Annotated in this window: 12 protein-coding genes; 9 read left to right on the top strand and 3 right to left on the bottom strand. The window is 38.5% G+C overall.

From position 1 onward, the window contains the following. Together V7147_RS21045 and V7147_RS21050 are read right to left on the bottom strand one after the other, a co-directional pair. The coding region (locus V7147_RS21045) for an FAD-binding oxidoreductase (protein ID WP_335369766.1) at positions 1-749 on the bottom strand (749 nt) is incomplete at its 3' end. Positions 750-835: 86 nt separating this feature from the next. Then, positions 836-1,942 carry a CdaR family transcriptional regulator gene (locus V7147_RS21050; RefSeq protein WP_335369767.1) on the bottom strand — a complete coding sequence of 369 codons (1,107 nt, stop codon included), beginning with the start codon at positions 1,940-1,942 and terminating at the stop codon, positions 836-838. Positions 1,943-2,127: 185 nt separating this feature from the next. Here V7147_RS21050 and mnmH point away from each other — a divergent pair, with 185 nt between their 5' ends. The 8 genes from mnmH (at position 2,128) to V7147_RS21090 (ending at position 11,337) form a co-directional block, all read left to right on the top strand. Continuing rightward, on the top strand, positions 2,128-3,189 hold the full coding sequence (mnmH, locus tag V7147_RS21055) for a tRNA 2-selenouridine(34) synthase MnmH (protein WP_335369768.1): 1,062 nt from the start codon (positions 2,128-2,130) through the stop codon (positions 3,187-3,189). Positions 3,190-3,359: 170 nt separating this feature from the next. Beyond that, complete coding sequence (locus V7147_RS21060) at positions 3,360-4,598, top strand: DUF5667 domain-containing protein (RefSeq protein ID WP_335369769.1); 1,239 nt, start codon at positions 3,360-3,362, stop codon at positions 4,596-4,598. Between the two features lie 148 nt (positions 4,599-4,746). Continuing rightward, positions 4,747-5,106, top strand: coding sequence for a hypothetical protein (locus V7147_RS21065; protein ID WP_335369770.1), 360 nt, complete (start codon positions 4,747-4,749; stop codon positions 5,104-5,106). A gap of 317 nt (positions 5,107-5,423) precedes the next feature. Continuing rightward, positions 5,424-6,794, top strand: a complete 1,371-nt coding sequence (locus V7147_RS21070) for an NAD(P)-dependent oxidoreductase (RefSeq protein ID WP_335369771.1) — start codon at positions 5,424-5,426, stop codon at positions 6,792-6,794. Positions 6,795-6,867: 73 nt separating this feature from the next. Beyond that, positions 6,868-8,151, top strand: coding sequence for an NAD-dependent dihydropyrimidine dehydrogenase subunit PreA (preA, locus tag V7147_RS21075; RefSeq protein WP_335369772.1), 1,284 nt, complete (start codon positions 6,868-6,870; stop codon positions 8,149-8,151). A 24-nt stretch (positions 8,152-8,175) separates the two neighbouring features. Then, positions 8,176-9,594, top strand: coding sequence for a dihydropyrimidinase (gene hydA / locus V7147_RS21080; protein WP_335369773.1), 1,419 nt, complete (start codon positions 8,176-8,178; stop codon positions 9,592-9,594). A gap of 188 nt (positions 9,595-9,782) precedes the next feature. Continuing rightward, complete coding sequence (locus V7147_RS21085; RefSeq protein ID WP_335369774.1) at positions 9,783-11,105, top strand: solute carrier family 23 protein; 1,323 nt, start codon at positions 9,783-9,785, stop codon at positions 11,103-11,105. 19 nt (positions 11,106-11,124) lie between these two features. Next, positions 11,125-11,337, top strand: a complete 213-nt coding sequence (locus V7147_RS21090) for a hypothetical protein (RefSeq protein ID WP_335369775.1) — start codon at positions 11,125-11,127, stop codon at positions 11,335-11,337. A 118-nt stretch (positions 11,338-11,455) separates the two neighbouring features. Here V7147_RS21090 and V7147_RS21095 read toward each other — a convergent pair whose 3' ends face one another. Then, positions 11,456-12,007: a GDSL-type esterase/lipase family protein gene (locus V7147_RS21095; RefSeq protein WP_335369777.1), complete on the bottom strand. Its 552-nt coding sequence runs from the start codon at positions 12,005-12,007 to the stop codon at positions 11,456-11,458. Positions 12,008-12,275: 268 nt separating this feature from the next. Between V7147_RS21095 and V7147_RS21100 the strand changes: the two genes are divergently transcribed. Further along, on the top strand, positions 12,276-12,722 hold the full coding sequence (locus tag V7147_RS21100) for a CoxG family protein (RefSeq protein WP_335369776.1): 447 nt from the start codon (positions 12,276-12,278) through the stop codon (positions 12,720-12,722). Positions 12,723-12,816: the final 94 nt, after the last annotated feature.

Below are 12,816 nucleotides of genomic sequence, written 5' to 3' on the forward strand. Positions count from 1 at the left end.
AGCGTAATCGGGATGATTTTACTTGCGATAATCTTTGAAACGGTTTTGGCAGCAGCCTCCAAATCCTGATAAAGGGCTAAGATTGTTTCTTTTGTTTCAGGCATCGGGATGAGCTTAAGTGTAGCTTCAGTAATAATTCCAAGTGTGCCTTCTGAGCCAACTAAAAGTCGAGTCAGGTCATACCCCGCAACATCCTTCGCAAGCTTACCGCCGGTTTTAATGATTTCTCCGTTTGCGAGAACAGCCTCAAGACCCATCACATAATCACGCGTTACACCATATTTAAGCCCACGTAATCCACCTGAATTTTCATTAATGTTGCCACCGATCGTTGATATTTTCATAGAGCCTGGGTCTGGTGGATAAAATAAACCCTTTGCTTCCACCGCATTTATGATTTCCTGTGTAATCACTCCAGGCTGGACGGTTATGGTTAAATTTTCTTCATCAATTTCTAAAATCTGATTTAAATGTTTAAAAAGAAGGACTATACCACCCTCGGTAGGGCAAGTGCCGGCACAGAGATTTGTCCCGGAGCCACGGGGAACAATTGGGATTTTGTGTTCATTACAAACCTTGACGATATTCGCGATTTCCTCTTTGTTTCGAGGAGCAATTACCGCATCAGGCATGGACTGGAATTGTGGGGTTGCATCATAGGAGTATACGAGTCGCCCTGTATTTGAATCGTCATAGTTTTCCGGACCGACAATTTTTATAAATTGTTGTTTTGCATGTGCATCAATCATGTGAACGCCTCCAAAAATATTCTTATATTAAGCATAAAAAAAAGCGGGAGAATCCGCTATGTAGAAACCCACAAAAATACTTGTTTTTATCGAGTGGTTTTTATGGATTTGCCTAATAACATAAGACCGACATAAAGTGTTGTTAAATCTACAAAGTTTCTTGGATGAAGACCAGTACAATCTTCAATCTTATTTAAACGATAGGTAAGAGTATTGACATGGATATGAAGAGACTTCGCAGTTTCCTTGATAGATTGATTTTGTTTTATAAATTCAAGTAAAGTCTTAAGTAAAACAGAATCATTCAGAAGTGGCACAACTGTACGTCTAACATATTCCACTTGCACTTTGCTACTTGTTTCATGAATAAGCATCTCCAATTTTAAATCATCATCAAATATAATCAAGCCACTTCGTTTTGCAATCTGTAGGGCACGATCAGCCTCTTCAAATGATGTTCTTAGTAAATGGTCCTCACTACCTACTCCAAACGATACTTCCATAGAAAAGATATGTTCTAATTCCTTTTTTAATGTTTGAAGTAATTTTTGTATCTGTTCCTTTGAACGGTCCGTTAAAAGCAGGAGAAACCGATCATTTCCCCATCTGACAAAAATATCATTCTCATTTAAATAGGAGTATTGCTGCAGGCGATTAGCTATATTCCGTAGTGGAACCTCTGTATCACTCGTAATGAATCCCATTACGACCTTACGATTCAATTCAATATCGATACCTAGATGCTCTGCTCGTTTAATAAATTCATCCGTTTCTTCTTTAAGTTGAAGCCAATCAAAAACAAATGTTTCCAATACACGGGACTCCAATTCGATTTGCTCAGCGTAGTAGCTCTCTGTGATTAACAACTCCGTCATCTTTTTTAAAAGCTCTCCGTATGCGGAAACTTTTTCAGGATTTCCAGTAATACCAATAACACCAACCACCTTTTCCTTAAACAAAATAGGTAAATTGATTCCTGCTTTTACCCCTTTTAATTGATTTTCCATCTCATTTGTAATGATCATTTTCTTTTGGTCCCGACTTGAAAGGAGTGCACCTTCATGAAAGCTACCAACTCGACTCGTATCAGTACTTGCAATAATTGTTCCTGAAACATCGACAATAATAATATCCTCATCAATTAATCTGCGTACTTCTTTAATAATTTTTTTTGCAAGGGATGGTATAAGCATAAAAAAGATCCTCCGTAATCATTTCTATAATTTATTCTATCATTTCTTTTGGAAACCACGAATTGAATTTCAACATTTCGAAAGTTAAATTCATATATTGTACTCTGAAAGTTTTTCTGTTTTATAATAGAGAGTAGACAATGTGGACATAGTGTAGATAGACATTATTGAAGGGAAGAAAATAGATGTTTCAAGATATATCAGTTGATGAATTGAGGGAAATGCAGAAGGAAAAGTCGCTTGCAGTCGTTGATGTTCGCTCACCTTCTGAATTTGCCGAATCCAATATACCTGGCAGTGTGAATATACCAATCTTTACAGATGAAGAAAGGGCCGAAATTGGGACGGTTTATAGGCAGGTAAGCCCTAATGCTGCAAACGAAAAAGGTTTAGAAATTGTGTCCGCCAAGCTTCCGAAATTTATTAAGGAGTTTTCAAACATCCCAGAGGAGAATAAGGTGATTTATTGCTGGCGTGGGGGGATGCGCAGTAAAACGTCTGCAACCTTAGTTGATTTAATGGGGATTAAGGTAAATAGGCTAATTGGTGGAATCCATGCCTATCGTACATGGGTAGTCGAACAATTAGAAGAGCTCGCGACAGATTTTAAACCCAAGGCATTAGTGATCAATGGTTATACGGGCTCGGGGAAAACAATCATTTTAACGGAGTTGCAAAAAAAGGGATATCCCGTCCTTGATTTAGAAGGCATGGCAAATCATCGTGGATCGGTTTTTGGAATGATTGGGAAAAAGCCACATAACCAAAAGAAATTTGATTTAATGTTTGTGGAACGGGCACTTCAGCTAAAGAAATCTCCTTATATTTTGCTAGAAGCGGAGAGCAAACGGGTTGGCAGAGCGACACTACCAGATTTTTTACTGAACATTAAAGAACATGGATACCATATTTTTGTAAATCTATCGATGGAAGAGCGGGTTTTAAACATTTTAGAGGATTATCGCCCGTGGGAATTTCCGAATGAATGTATGTCAGCCTTTCAGCGAATTAAAAAAAGAATCCATACCCCAATAGCTACACAGATTGAAAAAGACCTTGAAGCTGCTGATTATCATTCAGCTGTGAAATTGCTATTGGAATATTATTATGATCCAAGATACCATCATACTGCGGAACAAATACCAGATGAACGAAACACTGTCTTACAAGTGAATAACGTCGAAGAAGCTATACAATTAATCGAAGAATTTATTTCTGAAAAAATAACAAAAGCACCAACAAATTGATGAAATAGTAAAAAGACCTAGTCCGCCATTGGTACTAGGTCTTTTGGCGTTTTTTTAGCATTTCATTAGACTAAGGAATCATCTATTATTTTTTTCGTACTAGACGGACATATACATGTCAGCTTTCGTCGAATGGTTTATCGTAATTCAAAATTAGGGGGAACTAGTACATGACTAAACGCAAGTTCAAGAAGTCGATCATTAGCGGTACAGTAGCTTCAGCACTTATTCTTTCATTAGCAACACCTGCTGTTTTTGCTAATGAAGAAGGCTCACAAGAAACAGTCGTAGAGGAAATTCCGGTTAATTACGGAACTGCTGAAGATGCAGTTGTTAACGAAGAAGTAGTCGAAGAAAATGATAGCGATGAAGCTACTGAGGAAGTAGTTGAAAGCGAAGAAGTGATTGAGGAAGAATCTTCTGAAGAAGTCGTATCAGTAGAAAATGAAGAGGTTGCTGAAGAAGAGGCAACAGAAGACGAAGTACAAGCTGAAAAAGCACCTTCATTAGTACCTGGTGATTTCTTTTATTTTGTAAAGCTTATGATTGAAAAAGTACGTCTTGCTGTAACGATTGATGATTACAAAGAAGCAAAATTATTAGCTGATTTTGCAGCAGAACGTATCGCGGAAGCAAATGCTTTATTAGCTGACGATAAAACGGAAGAAGCTGAAGAACTTCTTCAAAAAGCAATTGAAACACAAGAAGCGGCAACTGAAACTTTTACAGGCACAAGCGAGGTTGCAGGTGAAGAAACAGGAACAACTGAAGAAGAGTCTAATGAAGAAGATGTAGTAACTAAAGATGAAGTAGTCGCTGAAGCTGAGGTGGCTGAGGATTCTAAGGAAACAGAAGTAGAAGTGAAGCTTGCAAATAATATTGATGCTTTAACAGCAGCACTAGCGAAGGTGAAAAATCCAACTGCTCAACAAGCATTAATGAAAAACATTCAGAAGTCATTTGCAAAATTAGATAAAAAGCTTGTAAAACTCGAGAAAAAAGCAGCGAAATTTGCAGCTAAACATGAAGATAAGGCTATCGAAGAAACAGCAGTAGAACCAGTTGTTGAGCCAGAAGTTGAAGTTGACGAAATGGCAACTGTACCTGTTGTGGAAGAAACAGCTCAAACTGAGGTACAACCAGTAGTAGCTGCTACTACAGCTGAGAAGAAACAAGATAAAGTAAATGAAAAACGTGAAAAAGCTCAGCAAAAAGCACAAGAGAAGCAACAAAAGGCACAAGAGAAACAGCAAAAAGCTCAAGAGAAAAAGGTCGAAAAACAACAACAGGCAAAAGAACATAAACAAAATCAGCAAAATACAAATGCCGGTAAAAACAATGGCAATGGCAATAACGGAAACGGTCATGGTAATGGCAATGGAAATGGTAACGGCAACGGAAAAAACTAAAATAAAAAGTGACGGGCTATGATTCAAAGGATGAAATCAATCGATTTCATCCTTATTTCATTTGGTTAAGTGGCTGTTTTTCCATAAATTAGCTTAATATTTTTTATGTGTTATTATTGAAGTAGTACTTACAAAGGAGGACGGATATATGACTATCGTAAGAAGTAAAGGAATGAACAAGTTTTCATTTGAAAATGAGCGGGCGCTATGTTTGACACAGGTGATTGAGAGAGCGGAAAACAATGTGACTAAGAAAATGGTCGTACGTGATAAGAAAATGGGTATTGATTTTTCTGTCATCATTCCTTTAAAACTGAAAAAAAATGGAGATGTTCACCACTACCCTTCAAAGGAATTTACGGTTAAAGGAAAAAAGGTCGGCAAGAAAAATACGATGGCTAAATACTATGAATCCCTAGGTGAGTGGGAATCCTTTAAGAGTGAATTTTTTGATAAGTATAGTTTGACAGTAAATGAATTGATCTATAAGGAGTCGGATCTTAAGTAAATTCTCGAATTTATATGAATTTATTAAAAGAGCGAAGGTTAGGAGTCACAATGAATGTGGTTCAAACCTATCGCTCTTTTTTACATTATGAGTGGAAAACATCTTATATCTTTTAACACTCTGTATAGTGCAATCATATCAGTAAAAAAGTACAATAGACACAAAGTTCATTTTTTTCGGACAACAATCCTTTATTTCGTTATAAAAATGAGAAGATGACACCGCTATTGATGAAAACGCTTTCTTATTTATAGCTTTAAATAGTTGCGATATCCTATTCATTTTTACAACTTTCCACTATAGAAGGAGGTAAATCAATGAGTCATTCAAACCCAAGAATTTCATTTAAGGATTTACAAATGAATTTCAATGAAGTGAGCCCTGGACTAACTAACCGCGAAGCTATTGAAGAATCCAATCGTTGTCTTTATTGCTATGATGCCCCGTGTATAACTGCCTGTCCTACTGGAATTGACATACCAACCTTTATTAAAAAAATCGCTTCAGGAAACCTAAAAGGATCAGCTAAAACAATTATGACTTCCAATCCTATCGGAGCAAGCTGTGCTCGTGTTTGTCCAACAGAGGAGCTCTGTGAAGGAGCGTGCGTTCTGAACCATTCCACAAAACCTATTATGATTGGTAATTTACAAAGATATGCAACCGACTGGGCTATCCGAAATGAACAGGTGTTATTTGAACCTGGTAAGAAAAATGGAAAAACAGTTGCCGTCATTGGGGGTGGCCCCGCTGGACTTTCGGCAGCCAGGGAGCTAGGTTTACTCGGCTATGATGTGACTATTTTTGAAGCAGAAGAAAAGGCTGGTGGTCTAAATACATACGGTATCGTTTCATTTAGACTTCCACAGGAAATATCTTTCTGGGAGGTTAAGCAGGTAGAAAGCGTAGATGTAAAAATACGAACGAATACTAGAGTTGGAAAGGATATTTCGGTAGATGAAATTCTTGAAAACTTCGATGCTGTTATTCTAGCAATTGGAATGTCAAAGGTCCCTTCCCTAGGTATTGAAGGGGAAGAGTTAGATGGAGTATATGATGCAATCGATTTTGTAAAAGAAACAAAAACAAAGCCAATTTCCGACCGTTTCTTAGGTAGTAGGGTTGTCGTCATAGGTGCAGGAAATACAGCTATTGATGGAGCGACATGTTCAGTCAGGTTAGGTGCAGATAATGTAAAAATCCTCTACAGAAGAACAATTAAAGAAATGACTGCCTATGATTTTGAATATGAATTTGCTAAACAGGACGGTGTTGAATTCAGATGGCTAACGACACCTAAGAAAATCCTTGGTGATGAACAAGGGCGCGTTAAGGCTATTGAATGCATCAAAATGGAGCTTGGTAAGCCAGGAGAAGATGGCAGAAGACGTCCGGTTCCAATAGAAGGTTCTGAATTCATTCTAGCGGTGGACGCTGTTATTAAGGCAATTGGGCAAACAAGATATATAGAACTTATTGAACGATTCGGTCTTCAGCACGACGGTGGAGTGGTAAAAATCAATCAAGAGACCCTCCAAACATCCAATAAAAAAGTGTTTGCATGTGGTGATGTGATTTTTGGAAAAGGTCAAGGAGAAGCGATGGTTGTTTCAGCAGCACAGCAGGGCAAGGATACAGCTTATGCAATCCATAAAGTACTGTTTGGTGCAGTTTCCGAAATTGCATAAAAATATGAGTTCAAAAAGTCGAAGCTTATCATTTGGTGTCTTTTTGAACATCCGCTAAAAAGGAGGCTTATCAATGGCTGATTTACGAATTAATCTAGCAGGGATAGAATCCCCTAATCCGTTTTGGTTAGCATCTGCTCCTCCAACGAATTCCGGTTATCAAGTTCAGCGTGCATTTGATGCCGGATGGGGTGGAGCAGTGTGGAAGACATTAGGTGACCCAATTTTAAATGTAACATCACGATTTGGAGCAGTAAGCTTTAATGGGCAACGAGTAGCTGGTTTTAACAATATTGAATTAATCTCAGATCGTCCAATAGAGGTTAATTTAAAAGAAATCGAAGAAACAAAGAAGCTATTTCCGAATCATACAATTATTGCCTCCTTGATGGTTGAGCCTAAACAAGAAAAATGGCATGAAATCGTCAAAAGAGTGGAAGAAGTGGGCGTGGATGGATTAGAACTTAACTTTGGCTGTCCACACGGCATGGCTGAAAGAGGGATGGGTTCCGCATCTGGACAGGTGCCTGCGCTTGTCGAACAACAAACCTATTGGGTAAAGGAAGTGGCGCAAACCCCGGTCATCGTAAAGCTAACGCCAAATATTACGGATATTACGGCTACTGCAGAGGCTGCGACTAGAGGTGGTGCTGATGCAATCAGCATGATCAATACAATTAATAGTTTAGCAGGAGTAGATTTGGATACGTGGAACACGATTCCTCATGTTGGAGGGAAAGGTGCACATGGGGGGTATTGCGGCCCTGCTGTCAAGCCGATTGCGCTAAATATGGTCGCAGAATGTGCAAGAAGTCCGCATATCAATATTCCGATTTCTGGCATTGGTGGCATTTCAACCTGGCAGGATGCGGTTGAATATATGCTAATGGGTGCTTCCGGAGTTCAGGTATGTACGGCTGCAATGCATCATGGCTTTAGAATTGTAGAGGACATGATTGAAGGGCTGAATAACTATCTCGATCAAAAAGGAATTGCTTCTGTCATGAGTATTGTTGGAAAAACGGTTCCGAAGTATTCTGACTGGGGTGACCTTGATTTGAACTATAAAATTGTTGCCCGTATTAATAATGATGTTTGTATTAATTGCAATAAATGTCATATTGCATGTGAAGATACGTCGCATCAATGTATCGATATGCTTAAGGACGGAAATGGCTACAACATCTTAAAAGTCAGAGAGGAAGACTGTGTTGGTTGTAATCTATGTTCAATCGTATGTCCAGTTGATGGAGCAATTGATATGGTCGAAATCCCAAGCGGGTTACCTCCGATGACATGGAATGAGCGTCAGGCGGCTCTTGGTGCAGCAAGTTGTAAAGTAGACACAGTAAAATAATCACAATTTTTTGGGAGGGATATGATGAAAAAGATCATTAAAAATGGAACCATTGTAACAGCAACAGACACGTATCAGGCAGAAATACTTGTGGAAAATGGTGTGATCAGTCAAATCGGGATGAATCTTTCTACTGAAGGTGCAGAGGTTGTTGATGCAAATGGATGCTATGTTTTTCCAGGAGGAATTGATCCTCATACCCATCTAGAAATGCCTTTTGGAGGTACTGTAACAAAGGACGATTTTGAAACCGGAACAATCGCAGCTGCCTTTGGAGGAACAACGACGGTTATTGATTTTTGCTTATCGAATAAGGGAGAGCCTTTAAAAGATGCGATTCAAACATGGCATCGGAAGTCCAAGGGTAAAGCAGTCATTGACTACGGTTTTCACCTTTCAATTGGCGAAGTAACGGATGCGGTGTTAAATGAACTTCCAACCGTAATTGAAAAGGAAGGAATTACATCCTTCAAAGTATTTATGGCGTATAAAAATGTACTTCAGGCAGATGATGAAACCTTATTTAAAACACTAATTGCTGCTAAAGAATTAGGTGCTCTCGTCATGGTTCATGCTGAAAATGGAGACGTCATCGACTATCTCGTGAAAAAGGCGTTAAGTGAAGGAAAGACAGATCCAATCTATCATGCATTAACTCGACCACAGGAAATTGAAGGGGAGGCGACAGAGAGAGCTGCTACCTTTGCTGGACTTGCAAATTCTCAGCTTTATGTAGTTCATGTTACATGTGCAGACGCAGTTAAAGCTATTACAGATGCGAGAGAGAAGGGCTTTGATGTGTGGGGAGAAACATGCCCACAATATTTAGTTCTCGATCAATCCTATTTGGAAAAGCCCAATTTCGAAGGGGCTAAATACGTCTGGTCACCACCATTACGTGAAAAATGGAATCAAGATGTATTATGGAATGCACTCCGAACTGGGCAGCTTCAAACATTTGGATCTGACCAATGTTCGTTTGATTTTAATGGGCAAAAGGAGCTTGGTTTAGGTGACTTCTCGAAAATTCCTAACGGGGGACCAATGATTGAAGATCGCTTAACAGTTCTTTTCTCAGAGGGTGTCAAAAAAGGAAGAATTACATTAAATCAGTTTGTGGACTTAACCTCTACTAGAGTTGCAAAGCTATTTGGTTTGTATCCAAAGAAGGGGACGATCGCGGTTGGAGTAGATGCAGATCTTGTGATTTTTGATCCTACTACCCGGCGAACAATATCAGCTGAAACACATCATATGGCAGTCGATTACAATGCTTTTGAAGGCATGAAATTTACCGGTGAACCTGTAACAGTCCTTTCAAGAGGGGAATTTGTTATACGTGATAAACAATTTGTTGGAAAGCTAGGTGCTGGCCAATTTATTAAGCGTGCCAAATACGGTGAGAATTTTGAAATTGTGAAGGATAAATCAGCCACATTATAATGTTGAAATAGGAAGGAAGGTGAATCTCCTTCCTTTATTCACGAAGGGAAATATGGTGCATTTGCATCTCGATATTTCTGAATATTAAAAATACAGATAAGAAAGGGTGTTGGAATGAAAAAAGTTTAAGCCTCCAGAATTGAAAAATTAAGCCATTTTAGCAATTCAAAAGTGAAGGGGGATTAGGAATGAGCAGTGAAGATTCGAAAAAGGTTGTTTTGGGGATAAATGAGTCACCGCCACCAGGTAAGTTTTTAGTTTTAAGTATCCAGCATTTGTTTGCCATGTTTGGTGCAACGATCTTAGTTCCGTATCTCGTTGGATTATCTCCAGGTGTAGCCCTTATTTCAAGTGGAGTCGGTACGATTACATTTCTCATTATTACGAAAGGTCAAGTCCCTGCTTATGTTGGTTCTTCATTTGCATTTATCGCACCAATTATTGCCGCAACCGCAGCAGATGGTCCTGGAGCCGCGATGATCGGAAGTTTTTTAGCAGGTCTTGTATATGGGATTGTTGCGATAGCTATTAAAGCAACAGGTCATAAATGGCTGATTAAATTACTCCCACCAGTTGTTGTTGGTCCGGTTATCATTGTAATCGGACTTAGTCTGGCACCGACAGCAGTTGGTATGGCAATGAATAACGCTGATGGTGAATATAGTCTTCTTCATTTTTCCGTTGCTTTGGTGACCTTGTTGATTGTGATTTTAAGCTCCATTTTCCTTAAGGGCTTTTTAAATTTAATTCCCGTATTAATTGGAATTGGCGGAGGATATATTTATGCTGCGATTGTTGGACTAGTTGATTTATCTGGTGTGAAGGCCGCCAAGATTTTTGAAATGCCCGAATTTCTTTTTCCATTTGTCCATTATTCCCCTGGCGTGTCATTAAGTATTATTGCTTTAATGGTTCCTGTTTCGATCGTTACATTATCTGAACATATTGGACATCAAATGGTGTTAAGTAAGGTTGTTCACAAGGATTTACTCCAAAGACCTGGATTACATCGTTCGATTATGGGAGACGGTCTTGCCACTATGTTAGCAGCGTTAATGGGTGGTCCTCCGAATACAACCTACGGCGAAAATATTGGTGTATTAGCCATCACAAGAGTATTTAGCGTTTTTGTCATCGGTGGGGCAGCCGTTTTTGCGATTCTTTTTGGATTTATCGGAAAGATTACTGCACTCATTAGCTCGATACCAACTGCGGTAATGGGTGGAATTTCCCTTTTATTATTCGGGATCATTGCTGCTTCTGGATTACGGATGCTCGTTGATAGTAAAGTAGATTTGGATGAAAAGCGTAACCTGATTATTTCATCAGTCATTTTAGTTGTTGGGATTGGTGGAGCCGTTATGAAGTTTACAACGAACTTTGAAATTCATGGGATGGCGTTGGCAGCAATTTTAGGAGTTCTATTAAATTGGGCCATACCTGGTGGCGCAGTAGAAGATGACGTCAATATGTATGAGGTGGAGCTAGATCATAAAACCACTTCCCAATGATATAAAGGAGTTGTTATCTATGTCAGAATACCAAATCTTTTTACAAGAGCGCGACAAAATCGATTTTTTACTTCAAAAAGGCTATAAAATGACAAATATAATCGAAAATTTGAGCGGGGCTTTCGTAGATTTTGAGAAAAAAGATGAAAAAGAGACGTTACATGTGATTACACCAGAAGGGCGTAAATACTTTGCGGTGATGCTCATCAAGCAACAAAAGGAAGGGGCATAAGTGTTTAAAATCTTCTAGGCGAGGCCGGTATCTGAATATGAAGGTACCGGCCTTCTATTTAAATTCACCCTGTTTGGCATAGTGTGTTTTCATCTTAGGGAGATATATCATATAATCTTTAGCGTTTTTTTACCCTATTTAACGGGGAATACCCAAGCCTACCTATTGCTAATGCCATTTGATAATATCCCTTATTATTGGGATGAACCCCACCCTTTGATAATAAAGCCTTTTCATTCCCCTTAAACACACTATAGATATCGGCAACTTTAACATTCAATTCTCGACCAAAACGATTAATCAATGAATTAAATCTTTTAATTTCCTCATCGGCTATTGGAATATCGGGAAATGGATTATATAAATTTGTTAATCGTAAAATGTATTTATCTTGCTTATCTATTTTGTGAATTCTTTCCAATATTTTTGAATAATTATTCTGGGCTAGTTTAATAGCCTGAGATATATTTTCTTCGTTTTTATTTCTTAAAAATTGTTTAGCAGCGTTAATTAAGTCATCTCCTCCAGCCGTTATTGTGAAGATATTTGCGCACTTTATTGCTTCGGTCACATTCGGGGAATTAACCATATTTAAAACATCACCTGTCGTTGCTCCTGACCTTGCGTGCTTTTGATAAAGTATAGGTTTTTTAATTATTTGTTGGCTAATGCCTCTGTAATATCAACAAATCCCGGATCCAGCATAGGAACACCGATACCAACAGTAAGCGAATCACCTATCGCAAGATAACGCAAAGGATTGAAGTCCATATTTCACCTCAATTTCTTCGTTTTATTCTTTTCGTATTCAAATCAATTAATATTCGTAACCATTTTAATCATTAATATATCGTCCATGAGGGCAAAGTCCCCCTTTGGCGGAAGGAACATATAAATATATGAAGACCTTACTATCGAAATGGAAAGAAGGAAAATGAATGCCGAGCGGAATGCATCAAGTTGAGGTAGATTTATCAATCAATCAAGTTTGGGATTTTGTTAAGGACATGGATAACTGGGCTCCACTTATTCCTGGATATATTCAACATCAGAAATTTACTAAACGTCAGTCTACCTGGGAATTTTACAGTAAGATTGGGTTCATAAAGAAAAAAATGGGTCTAATGATTACCATAAAAGAATGGATTGAACCGACAAAAGTAACTTTTAATTTAAAAGGATTAAATGAGGAACTTTCAGGTGGAGGATATTTCTTAGCAGAAGCAATTGATAATCATAAAACAAGAATGACCGTTTTTCTTGACATCACCGCCGGTGGTGCAATGGGGCCATTCGTTAATAAAATTTTAAAGTCTTATCTTCCTAAGCTAACGGAAGAAATGGCCATTGCAATCGCCACAAAATTGGAGGGGCTTAACGTTTAACGTTCAAAACAGTGGCAGTCCCTGTTTTGTTAAAAGCTTCGGGGGCTCAGGTCAAAATCCCCCTTGGAGTATTTGTGCCCAATTTTTTAGGCCC

This window comes from Bacillus sp. JJ1521, assembly GCF_036965165.1.
Classification (GTDB): Bacteria; Bacillota; Bacilli; order Bacillales; family Bacillaceae_L; genus Ferdinandcohnia.

Bases quoted from the DNA above. Each gene is read 5' to 3' on its own strand.
- V7147_RS21050 (WP_335369767.1), bottom strand. From the start codon at position 1,942: ATGCTTATACCATCCCTTGCAAAAAAAATTATTAAAGAAGTACGCAGA.
- preA (WP_335369772.1), top strand. From the start codon at position 6,868: ATGGCTGATTTACGAATTAATCTAGCAGGGATAGAATCCCCTAATCCG.
- V7147_RS21065 (WP_335369770.1), top strand. From the start codon at position 4,747: ATGACTATCGTAAGAAGTAAAGGAATGAACAAGTTTTCATTTGAAAAT.
- hydA (WP_335369773.1), top strand. From the start codon at position 8,176: ATGAAAAAGATCATTAAAAATGGAACCATTGTAACAGCAACAGACACG.
- mnmH (WP_335369768.1), top strand. From the start codon at position 2,128: ATGTTTCAAGATATATCAGTTGATGAATTGAGGGAAATGCAGAAGGAA.
- V7147_RS21060 (WP_335369769.1), top strand. From the start codon at position 3,360: ATGACTAAACGCAAGTTCAAGAAGTCGATCATTAGCGGTACAGTAGCT.
- V7147_RS21085 (WP_335369774.1), top strand. From the start codon at position 9,783: ATGAGCAGTGAAGATTCGAAAAAGGTTGTTTTGGGGATAAATGAGTCA.
- V7147_RS21090 (WP_335369775.1), top strand. From the start codon at position 11,125: ATGTCAGAATACCAAATCTTTTTACAAGAGCGCGACAAAATCGATTTT.
- V7147_RS21100 (WP_335369776.1), top strand. From the start codon at position 12,276: ATGCCGAGCGGAATGCATCAAGTTGAGGTAGATTTATCAATCAATCAA.
- V7147_RS21070 (WP_335369771.1), top strand. From the start codon at position 5,424: ATGAGTCATTCAAACCCAAGAATTTCATTTAAGGATTTACAAATGAAT.